We start from the raw sequence: 23361 nt of genomic DNA on the forward strand, positions 1-23361 counted from the left end.
TAATAACGAACCGTTCCCTGATAAGGGAACGGTTTTTTTCATCTAAAGTCATCATTCACTGTAAAAATTGTTTCAAATGGTTGTCGATTACGAACGAATCCGGTTCATTGGCTCCGATCCCGAAACAGTGGCCCCACTTGGATTCGACAGGGAGGAAAACCGCGTTCGGCATATGCTTTACTTCCCAGGAGTTGTCCCCGGGAGGAAAGAAGAGATCGGTCGAACCAGGCATAACAAGGGCACGGGCGGTGATTCGGCTCAATGCTTGTTTAAAATTTCCGTTGTCTGCAGGAGTGGCGCTAATATCCCCGTGTATTCCTGTGCGGAGCATGGCAACCAAGTCGTTCGCATCGAAAGAAAAGAACACTTTATCCCAGTAGTTCTCCAGGTAAGACTTCAACGTGGGGTATCCCTCCGCTTGATAAAGCTGCTCCGAATAATAGGCCTGAGAGAATCCCCAAGGAGCGTAAGCTCGTCCCATTGCGGCAAGTCCTGCGGCGGGCTGACGGGTATAAAATCCGTCCTCCCAAACGGAGTCGGCTTGCAAGGCGGCGATCAGCGACTCAAAAACCGCTTGAGCATGCGGTCTGGTCTTTGCCGTTCCGCCGAACGGCGCAATTCGTTCCACCATCTCCGGATAGCTTGCGCCCCATTGAAAAGTTTGCAGCGCCCCGAGCGACCAGCCTACGACTAAAGCAAGCTTCGTAATGCCGAATTTCTCAGTCACAAGCCGGTGCTGCAGCCGGACGTTATCGTAAATGGTGACGAGAGGGAAATTCGCCCTGTCACAAGGAGCCGGTGTATTGCTCGGAGAGGAGGAAAGGCCGTTCCCCAGCATATTAGGCACAATAATAAAATAGTGGTCGGGATCAAGCGCTTTGCCTGGTCCGATTAACCACTCGTTATCGTTATGCAGGCCCGCAAACCAGGTCGGATAGACAATCGCATTGCTTTTGGCGGTATTTAAGGTTCCGTAGGTTTTATAGGCAAGAAAGGCTTGGGGCAGCGTGCGGCCCGATTGCAGCTCGACGTCTCCGAGCGGATAAATTTCGTAGTCTTTCATGATCCGATTCTCCTCGTCTACAAGTTTTGGGGTGAAGCTTGATTTTTACTCTACGATAGGATTAGTATCAAATCAACGAAACGTTTTTGATTGTAATGTTCATTTATTTTGAATGAAGAGGTGCCTTTCCTATGGAAATCCGCCAGCTGAAAACCTTTTGGACGCTTGCGTCCACCCGGAGTTTTAGCCGCACTGCCGAATCACTGAACTATGTTCCGTCTACGGTAACGATGCAGATCAAAGCTTTAGAGGAGGAACTCGGAGTTAAGCTGCTGGACCGCCTGGGCAAAACCGTTGTGTTAACCGACGCAGGCTTCCAGTTTTTACCGTATGCCGGCAAAATTTTAAATGATGTGGAAGAGGCCCGGCATGTCTCAAGTCAGAGCGGGGAGTTGACCGGTACCGTTATCATCGGCGCGGACGAAGTGCTCTGTACGTATCGGCTGCCCGCGCTGCTCCGGCTTTTTCGCGAACGTTATCCGCATGTTCGTCTGTTATTCCGGCCCTTCTCCAGTGACAATTTGAAACAAAGCCTGCGGGACGGAAATGCGGATGTGGTTTTTATGCTGGATGAACCTTCCGTATCTGTGGATCTGCATACGGAGCCTTTGCTGGAAGAACCCTTCCTTATGGTAGTTTCCCCCGATCATCCTTTAGCTTCGCGATCAGCATTAAGCATAGACGATTTTCACGGAGAGCATGTTCTGTTAAGCGAGAAGGGCTGCTCATACCGCGCGTATTTCTATCGCACCTTGTTGAAAAAAGGGGCCGACAGCTTGACCGAGCTGGAGTTTAACAGTGCGGAAGCCATTAAACAATGCGCAATGACGGGGCTCGGCATTGCCCTGCTGCCTGAAATGGTGATCAAGGGAGAAGTGGAGCGGGGGGAGCTGACCGTTTTGCCATGGGATTTGTCTGAAATACGATTTGCTACTCAAATGTTATGGCATCAGGAGAAATGGGTTTCCCCCTCATTTAAAGCCTTTATCGAATTGGCTAGAAATGTGTTGAAGACCGGCTCATGAGATGTTTTCTCAAAAAGCTTGAATGAGGCATGCACAAGTAACTTCCAGCAGCCAACAATTGCGACGAGCAAGGAATTAAGGCCGTTCGATAGGGTGCGAAAGGCTTATTGATGTTTCACTTGTTGATTTGGTATAAGACTAGAATACAAGCATGAAGTATTGGAGAAGATGACGATGGCAAATATTCACGATATTGCTAAGCGTGCAGGAGTATCCGTATCGACCGTATCACGTGTGTTGAATCACAATCCTTATGTATCGGAATCGAAGCGGGCAGCCGTACAGCGTGTCATTGAAGAATTGGACTATACGCCAAACCGCTCAGCTGTCGATTTAATCCGCAGGGAAACAAGAAGTATAGGCGTGATCATGCCGTACAACAACAATCAGGCTTTTGATCAACTGCTTCACGGCGTGCTTAATGGATCGGTTGAGCGGGATTATACCGTAACGGTTCTGCCTACTAAATATGATGCGGTTAAAGAACTGGACTGCCTGAACATGTTGAAGAAAAAACAACTGGATAGCATCATTATCGCCTCCCGTTCGAACGCTTGGGATGCCATTATACCGTACACGAAGTACGGGACGATCATAGCATGTGAGTTTACGGATCACCCCGAAATCGGCTGTGCTTATATAGATCGATATGGATCTTACGTGGAGACGTTTCAATTGCTAAAGAATAAAGGACATTCACGAGTCGCCTTTACGACAGCAAGAGGAGAAGAGAGCAATAGTACTCAATTGACGTTAAAAGCATATCGGCAAGTATTTGGCGATTTCCTGCCGGAGTACCATATCAGGGATTGTTACGGCATTGACGACGGGGTAAGAGCGGCACAATGCCTGCTTCATTCGGATCGTAGACCTACTGCCGTTTATGCGAACGGCGATGAGGTAGCGGCGGGTATTTATCAGTATGCAAGGAGTATAGAATTGGCTGTACCGGACGACCTGGCAATCATCGGCCAAGAGAATCAGCCCATTGGAATCGGATTACAGCTGTCTACGGTGAATCATCAATTGGTGAAGGTCGGGGAACAAGCTTTTTATCTTGCGATTGAGAAATCGAAAGCGAAGATAGAGATTCCTTATCATATCCTTGTACGTCAATCCATATAGCTGTTGACTTGAAATGGTTTTCATACTTTAGCATTGAAAGGGGAGCTCATCTCCAAGGATGCTGAAGGAGGATGGAAGTCATGCATACGACCCTAATTTTTGATATTGACGGCACATTGATCGATACAGAGCAAGCGGTGTTGGGATCTTTGCAGAAGCTGCTGAAAAAAAACTATGACCGGGAGATAAGCCGGCAAGATCTCGCCTTTGTGCTGGGAATTCCCGGAACTGTGTCCCTGCGTCAACTCGGTATTGACGATCTGGAATATGCGAATAAGTGCTGGAACGATTTTATGAGGGAATACCAGCATACTATTCATGTCTATGAGGGGATTCAGCCGCTGCTTGCTGAACTGAGGGAGCGCTCGGTTCTAACGGGGGTTGTGACGTCCAAAACCAAGCAAGAGTTTCTGGATGACTTCGTTCCGTTCGGCCTCGTTCACGATCTCCCCTATGTCGTATGTGCAGATGATACGAAGCGGCATAAGCCCAATCCGGAACCTTTGTTAAAATTTCTGGAGATTTCAGGCGCAAAGGCCGAAGACTCCATTTATATCGGCGACACCGTTTATGATTATGAATGCGCCAGGGACGCCGGAGTTGACTTTGGATTAGCTCTGTGGGGATGCAAGCAGCCGGATGCTATTCCGGCTACATATAAGTTCGAGCATCCTGCAGATATTGTTGCCTTATTAAATCCCCAATAACTCAGTAAGAACAGAGGCGAATGGACGGAAGGCATCATTTTAGAAAATAAGCCGCCAACCCGGCCTGCTTGCCTGACGAAAGCTCCTAATCCGCAACGACAAAAAGCGTTGGCCGGCCTGGGTCAGGGGGCGGCGATTAGCTTCAGGTACAGTCGTTCTCCACAGTTCTGCGATCTACGGTAATCCGCTGTGTACGGATATATTACAGTAAGTTCGGATCAATCTGCCAGGCAGGGCGCTTTTGTTAATCAAAAAAATTTTACAGACTTCTCTCTAACAAGGCCCCGACTTGTTTGGCCACGACATGCGGCGGATAAGGCATCCTGTTTCTTATCCACCATTCAATCACACCTACATAAGCGGTCCCGGCATACTGCAGCATAATATCTTCGCTTATCTCCGTATTTCTGCCGCTTTCTCTGTCAATCTCACCCCTGAATCCTTCCACAAAAGAAGCTAGAAGCCGGGTCCTGAAAGACGAGGGGGCCCCTTTAGCGTCTTTGCTCGCTAACATGGTTGAAAAAAACAAAAAATTTTTCTCGAAATATTCAAAATAAGGAACAAGAGCTTCGCTCCAATCCATCTCGCATGCCCATTTATCCATCTCACCTAATTCATTTAAGTGAGTCTCTATGAGTTTATCCAACAAATCATATTTGTCCTGATAATGAAGGTAGAGGGTTCCCCGGTTAATGTTTGCCCGGTCGGCAATATCCTGAATGGTGATGTCATCGAAGTTTTTTTCTGTCATTAACTCGATGACGGCTTTTTTTAATGCTTCTTGTGTTTTGAGAATTCTGCGATCCACTTTAGTCATAGAACGATAACTCCATTCTTTCCAAGATAATGAACAATTCCGGCTGCTGTGTTGATATATCAACAATATGCGGCTTTTTAACCATTGATTATGATTTGCTTCATTATATAATAATAGACATAAGTTGATTAAACAATGCAATTCGTTTATCAACTTCGGTTTTTTTTGTTAACGGCATTAATTAATCCATACAGGTTTACCGAATCGAGGAGAGGAAGTGTGACGGAGCGTCTAACGTCCGCATTCTGTCTCGCTTGCTTAGGAGGACGCTTAAGCAATTACACGCCCCACAAAATCTATCATTCATTGGAGGATATATATGATTACGACTCATGCACGTGCCGTGTTTAATCCGGAGGGTCCGTTCAAACTTACCGCAATCGAACGCAGAGATCTGCAGCCGCACGATGTTCTCATTGAGATAAAATACGCCGGTATTTGCCACTCGGACATCCACACCGCTCGCGGCGAGTGGGGACCTGTCCAATATCCTATCGTTCCCGGACACGAGATTGCCGGAATCGTTACCGGGGTCGGTTCGGAAGTCACCAAGTATGCCGCCGGCGACCGGGTAGGGGTAGGCTGCATGGTTGACTCCTGCGGGAAATGCACGAACTGCCATAAGGGTGAAGAACAGTACTGCCTTAACGGAATGACCGGTACTTACGGGGCTGTCGACCGGTACGGGCAGTATACGCAAGGCGGCTATTCCACACAAATCGTCGTAACGGAAGACTTTGTAGTTAAAATTCCTGAGAGCTTGCAGCTTGACGCCGCCGCTCCTCTCTTGTGCGCCGGGATTACCACGTATTCGCCGCTGCGTCATTGGGGAGCCGGTCCCGGCAAGAAGATCGCCGTTGTGGGGCTTGGCGGGCTCGGACATATGGCCGTTAAGCTCGCTCACGCGATGGGGGCGGAGGTTACGGTTTTATCCCAAACCTTGAAGAAGAAAGATGACGGCTTGCAGCTAGGTGCGGATCATTATTATGCCACAAGCGATCCGGAAACGTTCAAGACACTGGCCGGTACGTTCGACCTTATCGTAAATACGGTGAGCGCGAAGATCGATATCAACGCCTACCTTTCGCTGCTCGCGGTGGATGGTACTTTGGTCAACGTCGGTGCGCCGTCGGAGCCGCTGCCGGTTCACGTTTTCTCCCTGATCCCCCAGCGCCGCTCGTTTGCCGGTTCCTCCATCGGCGGGATTCGCGAAACGCAGGAGATGCTGGATTTTTGCGCCGAACATAATATCACGCCTGAGATCGAAGTGATTTCCGCCAGCCAGATCGATCAAGCCTGGGAGCGCGTGCTGGCTTCGGATGTCCGGTATCGTTTTGTGATCGATATCAGTACGATGATGAATGAATAACCGGGTTTCCGCACAGAGGAGGCGTGCCGACAAACGGGTGTGCCTCTTTATGCAGAACGAACTCTGCATCCAATATCGGCAAGCAGTGAAGAAATGGAGGATGTAACGCTTATGCATACAAAAGTTGCCCTTGTTACCGGCGGAAACCGGGGGATTGGATACGAGCTGGTCAAACAGTTGGCGTTGAATGGATTTAAAGTCATTTTGGCTGGTCGTGATCCTCAAAAGGGTTATGAAGCCGTGCAAAAACTAAAGGAGTCAGCACTCGACGTTTCATTTTTGCTGATGGATGTAGACCGGGAAGAAAGCATTCGTCAAACAGCGGCGACGGTAGATGAGCACTATGGAAGATTAGATGTCCTGATTAATAACGCCGGCGTTTATTTGGACGAACATGAACAGCTATTTTCCATGGACCCTGCCATTCTAAAGCAAACGATGGCCACTAACTTCTTTGGCGTTTACGATGTGATCCGTTATTTTATTCCCCTTATGACAAGACAAGGGTATGGAAGAATTATTAATATCTCGTCCGAATACGGGACGCTAAGCGAAATGTCCTATCCGGGCTCAGGCGCTTACAAGTTGTCCAAACTCGCCCTTAACGGATTGACACGGCTGGCAGCGGCGGAAATCAAAGGGGATATCAAAATCAATACGGTCGATCCGGGATGGGTAAGTACAGAAATGGGCGGACCCTCCGCACCAAGAACCCCTAAGGAGGCGGCCGAGTCCATCCTTTGGTTAGCGACGATTGGTCCTGATGGGCCTAACGGGGAATTTTTCAGAGACGGAAAACGAATCGATTGGTAACCCAATTGCAGGTACGTATTATTTCAGCAAATGAAAGCTGTAAACTTATAGAAACCGAAACTCAATGGAGGTATAGGAAGAATGGAAATCAAACGAATCGGCTCACAGCCTTCCGGCCAAGGGCCGTCTGAATATTTTACCGGAACGGTTCGTATTGATCCCCTGTTTGAGGCCCCGGACCCTGCACGCGCTGCCGGAGCGAGCGTGACGTTCGAACCGGGAGCAAGGACGGTATGGCATACCCATCCGCTGGGCCAAACTCTGATCGTAACCGCGGGCAGCGGACGGGTTCAGCGCTGGGGAGGTCCGATTGAGGAAATTCATCCGGGTGACGTAGTCTGGTTCCCGCCAGGCGAGAAACATTGGCACGGAGCTTCTCCAACCACAGCGATGACTCATATTGCCATTCAAGAACGTTTGAACGGCAAGGCGGTCGATTGGATGGAGAGAGTAAGTGACGATGAAAACGCCGATACTATCTAAAAAAGATTGCGGCAGTTGTTGATACCCAGCTTACTTTTAAAGATATAGCTCGTATTAGTGCCGTAAGTTCAAGCAAATAATGCCCAAGAATGCCGCGCTCCGCGCGGTTTTTTGCTGTGCACCAACGAATTGTTCATGGCAAAGTATTTTGTTTAGAATACTACCTTGACAGTCATAGTAATATGTCTTATCATACAAAGTGTGGAGGTGATTACATGAGCGAGAACAAAATCACATCCGACCTGCTTCGCGGACATACGGATACGATGATTTTACGGCTTTTGTCCGAAGCTGATCATTACGGTTACGAGATCGTCAAGCTGATTGCCGAGCGTTCGGGCGGCGAGTATGAATTAAAGGAAGCAACGATGTACTCCAGCTTCCGGCGGCTTGAAGCGGACGGCGACATTGAGTGGTATTGGGGCGATGAATCGCAGGGCGGACGGCGCAAGTATTTCAGGATTACCGCAAAGGGCAGGGATACATACGCCCGCAACAAAAGCAATTGGGAGTATGCGAAGCGCGTGCTGGAAAACTTATTATAAGGAGATTGATGGGATGAATCAGAAACTGACGGATTATTTGAACAGTGTTTTCACGCCGTATAACGGGGTAAAAAGCGTCACCGAATTAAAGTCCGACCTGCACTCCGATTTGCAGGAACGGTATAGTGAACTCAGAGCCGAGGGCAAGGACGATGAAACGGCGTTTAAGATGACGCTTGAAAGCATCGGCGACATCGAGGAGACGATTTTGGAGGTCGCCAACCTCTCCCGTTCGCTGGAACGGCAAGTCGTGACTAACTTTAGCGCAAGCAACCTGGCACAGAGCGACTTTGCTGGCGTTAGGGCTCATAAAGGGCAGTTTAATGGCAGCGAGCTGCGGGGTTCCGACTTTTCAGGCGCGGATTTGACCGGAAGTTCGTTTAAGAGCAGCGACGTACGGGAAGCCAATTTTGACGGTGCTAATTTGACGGACTGCAGCCTGGCCGCGCTTGACCTGAGAAACGCAAGCTTCAATAAAACGATCCTTGTACGAACCAATTTCAGCAAGTCGGGCCTTGAGGGAGCCAGATTCACAGGAGTGAGACTGACCGACGTTACACTGTCGATGACCGATCTCAGAAAAACGGTTTTTGAAGGCTGTATATTTGACGGAGCAGATTTTAATTACTCCGATCTGAGCGGGCAGTGTCTGGACGGACAGACGTTTATCGGCGTTAAGTTTGAAAAAACGGCATTAACGCAAGCTTCGTTCAAGGGAGCCGTCTTTAAAAATGTTTCTTTCCAGCCCGGGTTTACCTTCACCAAAAAGTACTATCGTATGATCAAAACTATCTGCTTTGACGGCGCAGCGATGGATAAACTGACTTATGCCGCTCTTAAAGGCATGGAAGCCGATTTGTCGAAAGTTACCGTCATTTAAGGGAGGGAATCCGATGCTAACCGTGCAAACCAAGGCTATTCAAGTAAAAGGACTGCAGAAATCCTACAAGCAGCACGAGGTGCTGAAGGGCGTGGATTTTGAGGTGGAAAAGGGCAGTATTTTCGCCCTGCTCGGCTCCAACGGAGCGGGCAAGACAACGATCGTCAAAATCCTCGCCACACTGCTAAAACCGGACGGCGGAACCGCTGCCGTAAACGGGTTCGATGCGGTACTCAGGCCCGATCATGTGCGTCAGGCGATCGGCCTGACCGGGCAATTCGCCGCCGTGGACGAAATATTGACCGGACGGGAAAACCTGATCATGATTGCCAAGCTGCGATACCTTGAAAATCCGCGTCAGGTGGCGGATAACATGCTTAAACGCTTCGGCCTGACGGACGCCGCCGACCGCAAGGCGTCTACTTATTCGGGCGGTATGCGCCGCAGGCTGGACATTGCTTTGAGCCTTGTGGGAAGTCCGCAGATCATTTTCCTCGACGAGCCGACTACCGGACTTGACCCCGAATCACGCATCGAGGTGTGGAAGATCGTCAAGGAGCTGGCCGACGGCGGCACGACGATACTCCTGACCACGCAGTATCTGGAGGAAGCCGAGCAGCTTGCCGACCGGATAGCCATTTTGCACGAGGGAAAGATTATTGCCAACGGTACGCTCGGAGAGCTGAAAAAGCTTTTCCCATCCGCAAAGGCGGAGTATGTTGAAAAACAACCGACATTAGAGGAAATCTTCCTCGCGATCGTCGGCAAAAAGGAGAGAAAATAATGGAGGCGGTAAAGAAACATTATTATAGCGATCTTGGCGTTATGCTGGGGCGTTCCATGCGCCATATTTCCCGCAGTATGGACACCATCGTCACGGTCACCATCATGCCGATCGCGATGATGCTGCTGTTTGTCTACGTGTTCGGTGGCGCAATTCAATCGGGTACGGATAACTATGTCAATTATTTGCTGCCCGGTATCCTGCTGATTGCGATTGCCAGCGGTGTGTCTTACACGTCTTTCCGCCTGTTCACCGATGTGCAGCGGGGCATATTCGAGCGGTTTCACTCTATGCCGATTTCACGTTCCACCTTACTGTGGGGGCATGTGCTGACCTCGCTGGTATCCAACTCCATATCGGTTGTCGTCATCATTCTCGTAGCGTTGATTATGGGCTTTCGTTCGTCCGCGGGGATTCTGCCGTGGCTGGTCGTAGCCGGCATACTCCTGCTGTTCACCTTGGCGTTAACTTGGGTAGCGGCTATTGCGGGACTGTCCGCCAAATCAGTGGATGGCGCAAGCGCATTTTCCTACCCGATTATTTTCCTCCCGTTTATCAGCTCGGCGTTTGTGCCGACCGAGTCGATGCCGGCCGCCGTTCGCGTCTTTGCCGAGAACCAGCCGGTGACCGCAATCGTGGAAGCCATCCGTGCCCTGCTGTCAAATCAGCCGGTGGGTAATGACATATGGGTCGCTCTTGCGTGGTGTGTGGGAATTTTGCTTGTGGCTTATATCTTTGCGATGAGGGTTTATAAAAAGCGGGTATAAAACAAGCGGGAGAGACGGGGAAGCTTTGTAGAATAGTGGTTGACCACCGCCATGTGACGCCGAGCATCGCACGCTGGGAGCTTCACGCGGTGCGGAAAGCCCCTGAAGACGGCGAGCCTTGGCCATAAAAACGCTCCACGGACGCATGTGGGAGGATAAGAAAATGCAATTGTTAAGAAGTCGCCGGACAGCGACTTTTTTTGTTTATACATGGCAAGTTAGTTGAACCGTTTATGGCCGGATGACACGAATGTAAGCGACTAGTCTTGACAAGCGAAAAGGAATTCTTTATATTCTGATTAGACCGGACGGTCGGTCTGGGAAAGGAGTGACGATATGAACAAATCTACGGACCATGGCGAACAGACAAAGCGCAACATTGCGGCCAAGGCGAAGGAGCTGTTTGAGCTGAAAGGCTATGCGGCGACCACGATGGACGAGATACGTCAGTTATCGGGATCGAGCAAAGGGAGCATTTACCATCACTTTAAGAATAAAGAAGTGCTTTTTTTGTACATCCTTGAGCTGTCCATGCTCGAATGGATCGGCAAGTGGCGCGACAAGGAAAAGCCGCTCGGTACGGCACGCGAGAAGTTGTACCGGCTTGCCGAGCATTACGCCGAAGATTTTCGGAATCCGCTACTGCGGGCCGCAGAAGAGTTTTCGGTAAGCGAAAACGGGGATCAAGAGATTAGGGACAAACTGCTGGTGCTGACGCGAATGCACTTCCCGATCTTCCAACAGCTGTTGGAGGAAGGAATGCAAAGCGGAGAGTTTCGACCGATACCGCTTGAAGATCTAACTTATATCTTATTCGGGCTATTTGGAGGCTTGAGTGTTTCGTATTTCCAATACGACACGGATAGGATTGTCAGCTTATATCGGACTGCGATCGACGTCCTGCTGCAAGGAATAGAGAATCACTAATTTTTTTTGTTCACTAATTAGACCGGACGGTCGGTTTAGTATCGTCCTTAAGGGGATATGTTATGAAAGCCTTGCTCGCCAACCGGGTATTCCGAATCGTAGCGTTCGCTGACCTTCTGCAGCAATTGGCAATCTGGATCCGAAATATCTCGCTGCTGTTCTATGTATTGGAGCAGACCGACAGTGATCCCGTCGCCGTTTCCCTTCTGAACGTAATGGAATACGCGCCGATATTTCTGTTCTCTTTCATCGGCGGAGCCTTCGCCGACCGGTGGAATCCGAAGCGGACAATGATCGCCGGCGATCTGCTCAGCGCGCTGTCGATCGGAACCATTCTATTGTTCGTGCTTGCGGGTTCTTGGGAGGCCGTATTCGCCGCGACGGTCGTGTCGGCCATCGTCAGCCAGTTCTCGCAGCCTTCCTCGGCCGTGATGTTCAAGAGGCATGTGCCCGAGGAGCTGCTGGCGCCGGCGATCGGTATTTCTCAGGGAATCATGTCCTTGTTCATTATTGTAGGACCGGTCGTAGGGACGCTCATCTATTCGTCGCTCGGCCTGAGCTATTCACTGGCCGTGATGATCGGGTTGTTCCTTACGGCGGCAGCCGTCCAGTTCTCCCTGCCTCCCTCGCCGCGCTCGCCCGAACGGGGTGCCGTGCCGATTCTCGAGGATGTGAAGGAGGGGTTCCGCTATATCCGCAGTCATCGGAATTTAATTGTTATTGCGCTTACGTTTGCCTGTATCGGGCTTGGGTCTGGCTTGATCCAGCCGTTGGACATCTATATCGTGACCGAACGTCTTCAGCTCGACAAGGAAAGCGTCCAATGGTTCTATGCACTGTCCGGCGCCGGAATGCTGGTTGGGGGCGCGGCGGCAGCGATTCTCGGTCCGAAGATAAATCCTCGTGTCGTCATCTTCGCGGGCATCGCTTTCCTGTCGTTCTCTATCATCGTCGAGGCTCTGTCCGTCTGGGTGTATCTAACGGCTGCTATGCGCTTCATGGTCGGCGTCATGACGGCGTTCATGCAAATCGTGCTCGGAGCGATTATGATGAAACTGGTTGAGGAAGCCTACATCGGGCGTGTGAACGGTGCTGTTACACCGCTATTCATGGCCGGGACGCTGGCGGGGGCCGCTCTGGCGGGGCCGCTTATGAAGTCGATTACGCTTGTTCCCGTCTACAGCCTGTCCGCCGCGATTATTTTGATTGCCGCCTTTGCGAGCCTCGGTATGAAATTAGGGGAGGCCGCAGCCAAAGCGGATCAATCCGGAGCGCATCCGGATTAAGCTGCGCTGCTCAATTCGGAGCCGCTGTTCGTTCGTCGCGATTGACGATTGGACGGCAAAACTCTACGAGCTGCTGCCGCGAATCAAACTAATGAATCTGCTCATGGAAGTCACCAACTGGACGAATTTTCATGAGCCATTTATTTATCGGTTCGTGAACGGCCAATTTTCCACGTTCTAAACGAAAGTCGTAGAAACTGCTGCAAGCACGTGCAGTGCGGGGTAGGGACCAACAGGAAGTTGAATGACCGCCGGTTCGGGTTACCGGCGGAATATCGGGTCTGATAGTAAGAAAAACGCTAAGTCGGTCACGTCCGAAGGCTTAGCGTATTTTTTCGTTAAAATGTCGGCTTTACCTCTAATTAGAACGGCAAAGGAATTGTCCGATACGAGATACAAGTGAAATAGTCATTCATCTTCCTTTCGCCGCTACTTAATAAAGTTTTTTCTTTACAAAGTAAGGTGATTATTGTATATTCGAAATGCCATATGTGGTGGATATTTCCATTAAAGCAAATTCTTTTATGGAGGTGAGAAAGACAACGAATACTAAGCAGACCGGGATTTTCGACACTTCGTACAGGGCGTTGACGATTGGTATTATGCTGGTTCTGACAACCACAGCTTTCGAGGGACTGGCTATTACGACCATTGCCCCGAAATTGGCACAAAGCTTACAAGGCATTCATTTGTACGGTTGGATCTTCAGCTCATTTTTGTTGTCTCAGCTTGTGGGTACCTTGGTCATGGGACAGCAGGTTGACAAGCGCGGCGTATTTACATCCCTGCTTGTGTCTTGCGGAATTTTTGTGCTGGGTACCGTGGTTGCGGCCGTTTCTTTGAATATGCACATCTTGATTGCCGGAAGAGCTCTTCAAGGTTTTGGGGCGGGAGCTCTGAGCACTTGTATTTATGCCAGTGTAACGCTGCATTATCCGGATGCTCTTCGTACTCGGATCTTGGCGGCCTTCTCGATGGCATTTATCCTGCCTTCCTTAATCGGGCCTTACGTGGCAGGGCTTATTGCTTCCTATATCTCTTGGCGTTTTGTTTTCTGGATCGTTTTACCCCTGATTGTGTTGGCATTAAGTCTAACGTTCCGCTCTTTCCGTGCTCTGCAGCATCGGCAGGGTTTGTCCGGTAAAGCCCACACGGGTCCGGCCCAAACATCCGGCTCGAAGGTCATCCATGCGGTTCTGCTTGCCGTCGGAACGGGGCTGATGCTCACCGGTCTCGGTATGATAACCGACTGGGAAGGAATTGTGCTAACTTTGGTCGGGTTATTCATCATGATTCCGCTATTGCGCAAGCTGCTGCCCCCAGGTACTTTTTCAGTGAAAAAAGGGCTGCCCGCAACTCTGGTTTCCAGAGGGCTATATGTCGCCTGTTATTTTGCAACGGAGAGCTTTGTGATCTTGGCACTGACCGAAGTGAAGGGGGTCTCGGCACAGTTTGCGGGGCTTCTCGTAGCCGCTGGTTCTTTGAGCTGGTCCGCCGCGGCGTGGCTGCAGTCCAAGCTTGATGCACGAGACCGGGGCCGCGGCCGAAAGCAGAGAGTCATGCTGGGAATCGGGATTATGATATCCGGAACTGTACTTGTGATCCTGGCCCTAATTTTGCCGGGCGGAGGAATTAAGCTCATCCTGCTCTCGCAGATGATTACGGGATTCGGTGTCGGCTTAGCCAACCCCACAACCGGCACCATTGCTTTACAGCATGCCGAGCCCGGGAAAGAGGGAGAAGTGTCTGCGGCTCTTCAATTCATGGATTCGTTTTGTATAGGAGTGAGCATTGGAGTCAGCGGAGCTTTAATCGCTTTGGCCGAAACTTTACAGTGGGGCGTATCTAATGGGATTCTCATCGTATTAACGCTTCAATTAGTCTTTGTCATGTTAAGTTTCTTGGCGTCCGTGCGAATTATGGAACTCATTCATCCTGAACATCATGCGGTGAGTCATGCGAAGAACAAGCTTCCCATGTAACGGACGACGGTTCCGTCGTAACAAAACCATCAAGAAGAGCGGAGGGAATATATAAATTTCGGAGGTGGGCAAGATAGCACGTGCATTAGTTGTTATTACTCCGGCTGAAGGCCATGTAAATCCGTCGTTAGGATTAGTCACTCAGTTGATTAACAATGGCGAGGAAGTTGTGTATGTGTGCACGGAGGAGTACCGTTCCCGAATTGAACAAACCGGAGCCCGGTTACTAACGTATCCCTTTCCGAAAGATGCTTTCTCTCATGATCCGGTGTTAAAACCGCTGGAGTACAAGCATCCTTATGAGTTCATTTATATGATGGCAGGCGGCATCATCCGGCGGATGATCCCCGAAGTGCTCCGAGTGATTGAAAATCAAAAGTTTGATTATCTAATCTTTGATTCCCTGATGGGCTGGGGAGGAACTCTTCTTGCAGAGAAGCTGGGAATCCCGGCGGTGTGTTCGATTGCCTCCTTTGCTTTCGTGGAGCCTTTGGGGACTGACCAAGGTCAGAGTGAGGAAGAGACGGATCCAAAGGAACTGTATGAGGCCACGATGAAAATAACGCGTGAGTTAGCGCAGCAGTATCATGTGAGTATTCCGGCCATAGAAGAGATTCCGGCACACGCGGGCCGGTTAAAGCTGGTGTATACCAGCCGTTATTTTCAGCCGCAGGCGGAAAAGCTGGACGACAGTTTTATTTTCGCCGGTCCTTCGATCATACCGCGGCAGGACGCTCCGGCCTTCCCGTTCGAGCTGCTTCGGGAACGATTCCCGCAAACCGTGTACATTGCGATGGGAACCATTTTAAATAAAAACTTGGCTTTTTATGAGCTTTGCTTTGAAGCATTTGGGGATTTGCCCGTGAATGTTGTTCTATCTTCAGGAAAATACACGGATATGGAGCCGCTGGCGGACCGGATTCCCGATAATTTTATCGTCAAGCCATACATAGCGCAGTTGGATATGCTGCAGCATACGGATGTTTTTATTACGCATGCGGGGATGAACAGTACCAGTGAGGCGCTTTATTACAACGTTCCGCTGGTGATGATTCCGTTAACGTCGGATCAGCCCCTTGTCGCCAGTCGGGTCCAGGAGCTGGGAGCGGGTATCACACTCGATAAGCACAGCCTCAGCCCGAGCGTTTTGAGAGATGCATTGGCGGAAGTGCTGAGCAATCCGCGTTATAAACGGCACGCATCCCTCATCGGTGAATCTTTACGGCAAGCCGGCGGTTACAAGCTGGCTGCCGATACGATTATGAATCATTTTGCGAAAGTTTAACCTATCTGTTATATACTCGAATGCACGTTTTCTATTGGATCTATCCGAAAGAGTTTAAAATACCGCACTAATTTAAAGAGCAGACCGGAGGGTCTGCTTTTTGGTTCTTTTGGAACAGGCATCTTGTAAAACTCCAAGTGGTGTTCCAGAGATAATCTTCTAACTTGTCCTCTCTCTCAGATCTTGCCCCGATCTCCCTTGTTTGCAGGCAGCATAACCCAGACACTCATCAGTTGAGTTACCGCAGCGTCAATTGTCTCGTATGGAACCTGGTTCCGGGCTTGTGTCGAAATTCCTTGAAGAAATGTTTCAAGTAAGGTAACCAGCATGGCGATATCCGTAGAACCCCGCAGTTCGCCATTTGATACAGCCTTTTCTATACAATTTTTTATCCATCTGCGGACCCCTTAGGCTGCTCCTTGTATATTTTCACGGATAGACCCGATCACGATGAACTCTATGAATCTTGCAGGAATCAAAGATCCAGTGCCACTTCTGCCGGCAGCGGATTTTTTTGATTGGCGGCAGTCTATTTTTTGTGTCCCCAACACTGAGTTTGTCCCGGAGGAAGTCTTTGGGCTTTTCGTAATTATACCCGCAAGGATATGCCGTTTATAAAATGAATCTTGATTTCAAACCGTGGCAGAGGTCCACGCAGGCGGAAATCCGGATGCATATGCTTACAGCAAATTTAAAAAAAAAAAAAAAGACGAGAGGGATGGCCAATGCCCGTTGGAAAAATGAAAAAGTACAAAGTCATGTTGAAACATCCCGTTTTGCGTTCACATTTACCTAAAACCCGCTGGTTTACGAAATCGAGGACCAAGCGAATGCTGAAAACCTATTCATCGGTCTTCATAAAACCTAATCACGGGAGTGGCGGCAGCGGGATTATCCGGGTCAAGAGATTGAAAAAACGATACGAAGTTCGTAGTGCTTCAAGACGAAAGGTTGTTCCATCCAGTCGTCTCTTTAGAGCCATTAAGTCATACCGGCAACCTGGACATCAGTATCTGGTACAGAAAGGACTTCGCTTAGCCAAGTACCACGGGTCGATTTTCGACATCCGGATTTACTTACAGAAGCCGAGGGGGAAATGGGTTATTTCCGGCTTGGTCGCTCGTGTCGCGGCACCTCGTAAGTATGTGACCAATTATCTTAAAGGAGGGCATGCAGTATCCTTGAATCGGGCACTTTACAGTCTTTTTAAGCACAACCGCTCCAAAGCGAATGCCTATATACGCAAAATTTCCAAACTATCCGTCACCATAGCCAAAACGATTAATAAACGGCACCCGGTTCGCGAATTGGGGGTTGACATTGCCATAGATAAAAAAGGCCGCATTTGGATTATCGAGGCCAATTCACGCCCCGGGCATATGTTATTTACTCAACTGTCCGATTCTACAATGATCAACACCATCAGGAGAAACAAGCGTATTATTCGAAAGTAGGTTTCTTGCACGTTATTTTAGGGGGAGAAGGAGAGCACTTCAATGAAAAAAACAAAACAGCTTAGAGACTTGGTCGGTTCACAAAAACCGGAGTTTATTATGGAAGCCCATAATGGTCTGTCTGCCAAAATAGTGGAGGAGGCGGGATTTAAAGGAATCTGGGCCAGTGGATTATCCATCTCCGCGGCGCTGGGAGTTAGGGATAACAACGAGGCCTCCTGGACGCAAGTTTTGGATGTTTTGGAATTCATGAGTGATGCTACCTCCATCCCGATCTTGCTGGACGGAGATACGGGGTACGGCAACTTTAATAACGCAAGACGGCTGGTGAAAAAACTGGAGCAGCGTCATATTGCGGGAGTATGCATTGAAGATAAGCAGTTCCCCAAAACGAATTCCTTTATTAACGGTCAGGATCAATCTTTGGCTGATATCGAAGAGTTTTCCGGGAAGATTAAAGCGATGAAAGATACTCAAACGGACGAGGATTTTACGGTGGTGGCCAGAGTAGAAGCATTTATTACGGGGAAAGGGCTTAAAGTGGCCCTGGAGCGGGCGGAGGCTTACCGTAAGGCAGGAGCCGATGCCGTATTTATACACAGCAAAAGATCGGATGTCGCGGAGATTGAAGCGTTCATGAAGGAATGGGCCGGAAGATTGCCGGTAGTGATCGTGCCTACCAAATACTATACGACTCCAACCGTGAAGTTTCAGGAGATGGGAATTAATCTTGTGATTTGGGCAAACCACAATTTGAGAGCATCCATTCAAGCAATGAAACACTTATCGGACCGAATTTATCGGGATCAAAGCCTAATTCATGTCGAAAAAGACGTCGCACCCCTGGAAGAGGTTTTCAGACTTCAGGGGGCCCAAGAGCTGGAAGCAGCGGAACAGCAATACCTCCCGTCAGAACCGGATTCGGGTGAACGCGCATAATGGACACAAAATTGTTAGGAGAAGAATTAGAGAAATTAGGATATACCTTTTTCAGTGGTGTTCCCTGTTCCTTTTTAAAAAACTTGATCAATTATGCCATCAACGAATGCGATTATGTTGCTGCGGCTAACGAAGGAGATGCGGTCGCTATTGCATCGGGAGCTTATATAGGAGGGAAGAAGTCAGTAGTCCTTATGCAAAATTCAGGACTAACCAACGCTGTTTCACCTTTGACCTCCCTGAATTACCCTTTTCGTATTCCGCTGCTTGGATTTGTCAGCCTGCGCGGAGAGCCGGGCATACCCGATGAGCCTCAGCATGAACTGATGGGCCGGATTACAACGCAAATGCTCGATTTGATGGATGTGGAATGGCAGTATCTCTCCACAGATTTAGAGGAGGCAAAAAAGCAGTTGTTTCAGGCTGACGAACACATAGCCCGGAATCGCCCGTTCTTTTTTGTCGTTAAGAAAGGCACTTTCGACAAAGTGCACCTGCGAAAACAGCAAACCTCCGTTCATTTAAATCAGCTCCGGCAGCATGCTCATGCGGACCATCAAATGCCTGCGCGGTATGACGCATTATCCGCGATCAACTCCGTGAAAGACGGCAATACCGTACAGCTCGCGACAACGGGTAAAACCGGACGCGAATTGTATGAAATCGAAGATGCGGAAAACAATCTGTACATGGTTGGATCTATGGGATGCATCGGTTCTCTTGGACTCGGGTTGGCTTTGAGCCAACCAAGCAAAGATATCGTCGTCATTGACGGAGACGGTTCTCTTCTGATGCGTATGGGGAGCCTGGCAACCAACGGCTATTATCATCCCGCTAACATGATTCATATTCTGCTCGACAATAACGCACATGAATCAACAGGCGGGCAAAGTACCGTATCCCATTCTATTAATTTTATAGATATTGCGGCTTCCTGCGGGTATACGAACTCGGTTCACGTTCACAGTCTCGAGGAACTGCAAGCTTTTGTACAGGAATGGAAAGTGAGCAAAGGTCTTACGTTCGTGCTCCTGAAAATATCCATAAATTCCAAAGATCAGCTTGCCCGCCCGCATATGAAGCCTCACGAAGTAAAAGAACGTCTGCAGCGTTTTATTCATAACGATCCTTTGAAAGACAAGGAAGTGGGCGGTACATGAGTTCCTCCGTCAAGAAAAACATTTTGCTTACTCCTGGACCGGCAACGACTACAGATAGTGTGAAATGGTCACAGGTGGTTCCGGATATTTGTCCTCGCGAAGCCGAGTTTGGTCAAATTATGGAGTATATTTCCTCGGAACTTACCCGGCTGGTTGCAGACCCGGATCATTATGCGACCGTATTGTTTGGCGGATCGGGTACTGCGGCGGTAGAATCCATCATCAGTTCGGTCCCGAACCAAGATACGGTGGTCATTGTGAGCAATGGTGCCTATGGAAAACGGATGTGCGAAATAGCGGAAGTTTATGGAGTGAATTATTTTGAATTCAAAAGTCCTCCTGATGATGCCATTGATTTGGCTGATTTAGAAAGGTGCATCCAATCCTCCAAACGCACCGTCTCCCATCTGGCCGTCGTACATCATGAGACGACAACCGGCCTGCTTAACAAGGTAAAAGATATCGGAGAATTATGCAAAAGGTATCAAATCGACATGTTGGTAGATGCCATGAGCTCGTTTGCGGCCGTTCCGATTCAATTGAAGGAAATGAATATTGCCTACCTGGCGGCAAGCTCCAACAAAAACTTGCAGGGAATGGCCGGGGTTTCGTTCGTGATAGCCGAAAAAACTAAATTGGAGAATTTGAAAGGTCGGAAGCCGAGAAGCTATTATTTGAATTTATATGCTCAATACAACTATTTTAAGGAACATGGCCAGATGCGGTTTACTCCTCCGGTCCAAACCCTATATGCGCTTAAACAAGCGATTGAGGAATTAAAGCAGGAGGGAGTGGATAAAAGGTACGAACGCTACGCGACATCCTGGAAAACCTTAATTAACGGATTAGCCCGATTGGGGCTGACCTATATCGTTCCCGAAGAGCACCATGCCAAAATCATCACTTCCATTCTCGAGCCTCAGTGTGCGGACTATAACTTTCAATCTATGCATGATTATTTTTACAGCAAAGGCATTATGATCTATCCCGGCAAAATCGCGAAACTAAATACGTTCCGGATAGCCAATATAGGCGATATAACGTACAAGGAAATGGAGTTATTTCTGGAATTGCTTGAACGCTATCTCGCTAGCCTAAAATGCGGATGAGAAAGAAAGGTGGAGTTCAATGGCATTGGCGACAAGAAATAAGTGGTACAAATATCTGATTTTGAGAAGGCATGCATCTCTAAAGCGTTACGTACTCAAAACGAAGCTCCTGAACCGGTATGCTTTTTCGAAACTACTCTCTAAGTACAGGCATGTTATCTTAAAACCGGTGTGGGGGAGCCGTGGGCGGGGGGTCATTCAAGTCTCCTGGAAAGGAGGACATAAGTACGCCGTACATTACGAGAATAGAAAAATTATAATTCGGGGCAGAACCAACACGTATCGTTATATCAGAAGAAAAATCGGGAACACCAGTTATATGGTTCAACGCAGAATTACCCGTCCGACCATCAACAAACGCCCTTTTGATATGAGAGTCATCATTCAACGGAGAATTTACTCATCCGCATGGGTAGTCACAGGAAAGGTTATCAAAGTTGCAGGTAAAGGTTATATCGTTTCCAACCATACACGGAGTAAGGGCAAATTGCACCGTTTTAAATCCGGCATCAGACGATCTTCCGTCCGGCACCTGTCCGCCAGTGCGTTAGAGTCCCGTATTGATCGTGTTTCCATACGTTCCGCGAAGAGATTGAGCGCATTTTTTCCAGGACATCGCATATATGGACTGGATATCGGAATAAACCGGAAAGGGCGTATCGGAATTATTGAAGCTAATCTTTATCCGGCAAGTTCTCATTTCCTGAAGCTGAAGGATAAAACGATGTATCACCGCATTATGGATTATAAAAACGGTTAACGATCACATGTACATGTTCTTGTCCCAAGGTCAAAGACAAGAACATGTATGGCACGACCTAAATACATATACCGGGTAGAAAATGAGCCCTTGGATTGGAATTGCGTTCTTTATTAAGAATTCCCAGGTATGCTTATTCTTGACGTTAGGAACGATAATAGTTATTATAGACTTGTAAAGTCTGTGTTTGAGGTGATGATGAATGAAGTACTCCAAGGCTACCGATTACGCCCTCCATACGATGCTCTTTCTTACTGCGGCGACCCCACAAAAACCGATAGGTGTGCAGCAGTTGGCGGAGCGGCAAAATGTGTCCCCAACCTATTTGTCCAAAATATTGACCAAATTGGTGAAGGCGGGCATGATTGAATCGATAACCGGGGTGAATGGCGGCTACCGACTCAAACGTGACTGGGAAAATATTTCGTTCCTGGATATTATTCATGCGATTGAAGGCTCGGCCTCCTTGTTTGATTGCAGTTTCGAACATGGACCAGGATGCCCGATACAAAAGGTCGTATTATCGGCAGAAGAGAAGATGGAAGAACAGCTCAGAAATCAGAAAATGTCTGATCTTGTGCGTGAACTGAATATAGTCATCTAATATTTTTTTAAGTATATTAAAGATAATATTAGTCTTTAATATCTATAATATTGATTTATAACTGGGTTAATCGAATCTGTAAAGGAGGTGAATAGCTGCTATCGAGTCAAACGTAATCGGGAAAGCTTGAATCAAGAAGCTGCGGCGGTGCCGCTCCGATGTGCCTGCCGAACGAGTCATGAAGCTTGTGAAGGACTATAAGGCTTACCTTGGCGAACAGCCGAACTTTCTGAAGAGGTCAAAACCGGTTCTGACAAACAGGAAGGAGAGAAAATGATGAAAATGAAAGCCATTGCACTTGGACAATACGAGGGAGCGCAATATCATCCTTTTACGGGTATCGATCAAGAATTGCAAACCCTGTTTGAACATGTTATGGACATTGAATGTACGGAGGATTACGCCGTGCTTCAGGAGGATAAGCTGAAGGGTTATGATCTGTTCATCTCGTATGCGGACTTATGGGATCTGGAGATACCCGAAGATCAGGTACAAGCGCTCATTTCGTATGTAAAAAACGGCGGGGGACTGCTGGCTATTCACAACGGTATCTCGCTGCAGCAAAGCGAAAAGCTCGAAAAGTTAATCGGCGGCAGGGTTACGGGACATCCGGAGTATACGTCACTGCCCGTTCACTATAATCAAGGGAGTCATCCTATCGTGGAGAGTTTAAGCGATTTTACGATAAATGAAGAACCGTTTCGGTTCGAACTGAGCCCCCATGAATCAGCGGTTATACTTGCCGAATACGTCCATGACGGGCAGCGCTGGCCTGCGGCTTGGGCACATACGTATGGCTCCGGCCGCGTGGTATATCTGATGCCGGGACATCATCTTCCGACTTTCCAGGTAGAATCCGTGCGTAAGCTGATCCGGAACAGCGGAACGTGGGCTGCCCGGGGAGTCGTAGAATAGTTGAACGCGGCGGCGAACCTCCCATTTAACCGACTTACTGAAAAGCCGCCTTATTATCAAAAGGGGAGCGAGAAGATGGGTGTATTCGAAAACCAGTATGAGTTGATCCGGCGCACAAGGGAATTATTATTTCGTTATTGCGAAACTTTGTCTCCCGCAGATTATATTAAAGAAGTTGAAGCCTTAGGCGGAGTCTCTATTCGCAATCTGCATGCTCATGTTGCCGATTGTTACAGGGTATGGCTGGGGAGCCGCGCCCTCGGTAAATCACTTCCTAAAATAGCCCCGGAATCCGTCGGCAATGTACAGGAGATGCGTGAAGTTTTTAAAAAAACGGATGCCCTGGTTTATGAATTTCTGAATGAATTCAAAAACAAGTGGGATCCTGACATTCAAGCATCCTGGCAGAGCGAAAGTCAAGAATTAACCGAATTATGGCTTTTTACGCACACCATCACGCACGAATTTCATCATAGAGGACAAATTGTAAAGATAGGCAGGCAGCTCGGGTATACCCCGCCCAAAATAAACCTCGTTAAACCTAAGTGATTTTATGAGATGG

General features: G+C 48.6%; 24 protein-coding genes. 22 read left to right on the forward strand and 2 right to left on the reverse strand.

Going from position 1 to position 23361, the window contains the following annotated elements; all coding sequences use genetic code 11:
- Positions 1 to 55: 55 nt before the first annotated feature.
- On the reverse strand, positions 56 to 1063 hold the full coding sequence (locus C4S74_RS18130) for an alpha/beta fold hydrolase (protein WP_103996703.1): 1008 nt from the start codon (positions 1061 to 1063) through the stop codon (positions 56 to 58).
- Between the two features lie 131 nt (positions 1064 to 1194).
- Here C4S74_RS18130 and C4S74_RS18135 point away from each other — a divergent pair, with 131 nt between their 5' ends.
- From C4S74_RS18135 to C4S74_RS18145, 3 genes are all read left to right on the forward strand, one after another.
- Complete coding sequence (locus tag C4S74_RS18135; protein ID WP_103996704.1) at positions 1195 to 2088, forward strand: LysR family transcriptional regulator; 894 nt, start codon at positions 1195 to 1197, stop codon at positions 2086 to 2088.
- A gap of 174 nt (positions 2089 to 2262) precedes the next feature.
- Positions 2263 to 3213: a LacI family DNA-binding transcriptional regulator gene (locus C4S74_RS18140; protein ID WP_103996705.1), complete on the forward strand. Its 951-nt coding sequence runs from the start codon at positions 2263 to 2265 to the stop codon at positions 3211 to 3213.
- An 80-nt stretch (positions 3214 to 3293) separates the two neighbouring features.
- Positions 3294 to 3920, forward strand: a complete 627-nt coding sequence (locus C4S74_RS18145) for an HAD family hydrolase (RefSeq protein ID WP_103996706.1) — start codon at positions 3294 to 3296, stop codon at positions 3918 to 3920.
- Positions 3921 to 4179: 259 nt separating this feature from the next.
- On the opposite strand, the gene C4S74_RS18150 is transcribed toward C4S74_RS18145, so the two are convergent.
- Positions 4180 to 4737, reverse strand: coding sequence for a TetR/AcrR family transcriptional regulator (locus tag C4S74_RS18150; RefSeq protein ID WP_103996707.1), 558 nt, complete (start codon positions 4735 to 4737; stop codon positions 4180 to 4182).
- Between the two features lie 319 nt (positions 4738 to 5056).
- On the opposite strand from C4S74_RS18150, the gene C4S74_RS18155 reads away from it, so the two are divergent.
- The 19 genes from C4S74_RS18155 (at position 5057) to C4S74_RS18250 (ending at position 23348) form a co-directional block, all read left to right on the forward strand.
- Positions 5057 to 6106 (forward strand): NAD(P)-dependent alcohol dehydrogenase, encoded by a 1050-nt coding sequence (locus C4S74_RS18155; RefSeq protein ID WP_103996708.1) that lies wholly within the window; start codon positions 5057 to 5059, stop codon positions 6104 to 6106.
- 111 nt (positions 6107 to 6217) lie between these two features.
- Positions 6218 to 6919, forward strand: coding sequence for an SDR family oxidoreductase (locus tag C4S74_RS18160; protein WP_258042527.1), 702 nt, complete (start codon positions 6218 to 6220; stop codon positions 6917 to 6919).
- A gap of 81 nt (positions 6920 to 7000) precedes the next feature.
- Positions 7001 to 7402: a cupin domain-containing protein gene (locus C4S74_RS18165; protein ID WP_103996709.1), complete on the forward strand. Its 402-nt coding sequence runs from the start codon at positions 7001 to 7003 to the stop codon at positions 7400 to 7402.
- A 215-nt stretch (positions 7403 to 7617) separates the two neighbouring features.
- On the forward strand, positions 7618 to 7947 hold the full coding sequence (locus C4S74_RS18170; protein WP_103996710.1) for a PadR family transcriptional regulator: 330 nt from the start codon (positions 7618 to 7620) through the stop codon (positions 7945 to 7947).
- A gap of 13 nt (positions 7948 to 7960) precedes the next feature.
- Entirely contained in the window at positions 7961 to 8827 is an 867-nt protein-coding gene (locus tag C4S74_RS18175; protein ID WP_103996711.1) for a pentapeptide repeat-containing protein, read from the forward strand.
- A gap of 13 nt (positions 8828 to 8840) precedes the next feature.
- On the forward strand, positions 8841 to 9611 hold the full coding sequence (locus C4S74_RS18180; protein ID WP_103996712.1) for an ABC transporter ATP-binding protein: 771 nt from the start codon (positions 8841 to 8843) through the stop codon (positions 9609 to 9611).
- Positions 9611 to 10378 carry an ABC transporter permease gene (locus C4S74_RS18185; protein WP_103996713.1) on the forward strand — a complete coding sequence of 256 codons (768 nt, stop codon included), beginning with the start codon at positions 9611 to 9613 and terminating at the stop codon, positions 10376 to 10378. Before C4S74_RS18180 ends, C4S74_RS18185 begins: the two co-directional genes overlap by 1 nt.
- A gap of 336 nt (positions 10379 to 10714) precedes the next feature.
- Positions 10715 to 11305, forward strand: coding sequence for a TetR/AcrR family transcriptional regulator (locus C4S74_RS18190; RefSeq protein WP_103996714.1), 591 nt, complete (start codon positions 10715 to 10717; stop codon positions 11303 to 11305).
- Between the two features lie 62 nt (positions 11306 to 11367).
- On the forward strand, positions 11368 to 12591 hold the full coding sequence (locus tag C4S74_RS18195) for an MFS transporter (RefSeq protein ID WP_103996715.1): 1224 nt from the start codon (positions 11368 to 11370) through the stop codon (positions 12589 to 12591).
- 524 nt (positions 12592 to 13115) lie between these two features.
- Positions 13116 to 14573: an MFS transporter gene (locus tag C4S74_RS18200; RefSeq protein ID WP_258042528.1), complete on the forward strand. Its 1458-nt coding sequence runs from the start codon at positions 13116 to 13118 to the stop codon at positions 14571 to 14573.
- A gap of 73 nt (positions 14574 to 14646) precedes the next feature.
- A complete protein-coding gene (locus C4S74_RS18205) occupies positions 14647 to 15858 on the forward strand; it encodes a macrolide family glycosyltransferase (protein WP_103996811.1) in 1212 nt (403 codons plus the stop codon).
- A gap of 725 nt (positions 15859 to 16583) precedes the next feature.
- The gene (locus tag C4S74_RS18215) at positions 16584 to 17312 is read left to right on the forward strand and encodes a YheC/YheD family protein (protein ID WP_103996716.1); all 729 of its coding nucleotides are present in this window, start codon (positions 16584 to 16586) and stop codon (positions 17310 to 17312) included.
- A gap of 42 nt (positions 17313 to 17354) precedes the next feature.
- Positions 17355 to 18251 (forward strand): phosphoenolpyruvate mutase, encoded by an 897-nt coding sequence (aepX, locus tag C4S74_RS18220; protein WP_103996717.1) that lies wholly within the window; start codon positions 17355 to 17357, stop codon positions 18249 to 18251.
- Positions 18251 to 19411 carry a phosphonopyruvate decarboxylase gene (aepY, locus tag C4S74_RS18225; protein ID WP_103996718.1) on the forward strand — a complete coding sequence of 387 codons (1161 nt, stop codon included), beginning with the start codon at positions 18251 to 18253 and terminating at the stop codon, positions 19409 to 19411. Before aepX ends, aepY begins: the two co-directional genes overlap by 1 nt.
- Positions 19408 to 20520 carry a 2-aminoethylphosphonate aminotransferase gene (locus C4S74_RS18230; RefSeq protein ID WP_103996719.1) on the forward strand — a complete coding sequence of 371 codons (1113 nt, stop codon included), beginning with the start codon at positions 19408 to 19410 and terminating at the stop codon, positions 20518 to 20520. The genes aepY and C4S74_RS18230 overlap by 4 nt, the downstream gene beginning before the upstream one ends.
- Before the next feature lie 19 nt (positions 20521 to 20539).
- Positions 20540 to 21280 (forward strand): YheC/YheD family protein, encoded by a 741-nt coding sequence (locus C4S74_RS18235; protein WP_103996720.1) that lies wholly within the window; start codon positions 20540 to 20542, stop codon positions 21278 to 21280.
- Positions 21281 to 21482: 202 nt separating this feature from the next.
- Positions 21483 to 21884 carry an Rrf2 family transcriptional regulator gene (locus C4S74_RS18240; protein ID WP_103996721.1) on the forward strand — a complete coding sequence of 134 codons (402 nt, stop codon included), beginning with the start codon at positions 21483 to 21485 and terminating at the stop codon, positions 21882 to 21884.
- A gap of 273 nt (positions 21885 to 22157) precedes the next feature.
- Positions 22158 to 22799: a ThuA domain-containing protein gene (locus C4S74_RS18245; protein WP_258042529.1), complete on the forward strand. Its 642-nt coding sequence runs from the start codon at positions 22158 to 22160 to the stop codon at positions 22797 to 22799.
- 75 nt (positions 22800 to 22874) lie between these two features.
- Entirely contained in the window at positions 22875 to 23348 is a 474-nt protein-coding gene (locus C4S74_RS18250) for a DinB family protein (protein WP_103996813.1), read from the forward strand.
- Positions 23349 to 23361 lie beyond the last annotated feature (13 nt).

Origin of the sequence: Paenibacillus sp. UNC499MF (assembly GCF_900107975.1) — a bacterium.
Lineage (GTDB): Bacteria > Bacillota > Bacilli > Paenibacillales > NBRC-103111 > Paenibacillus_F.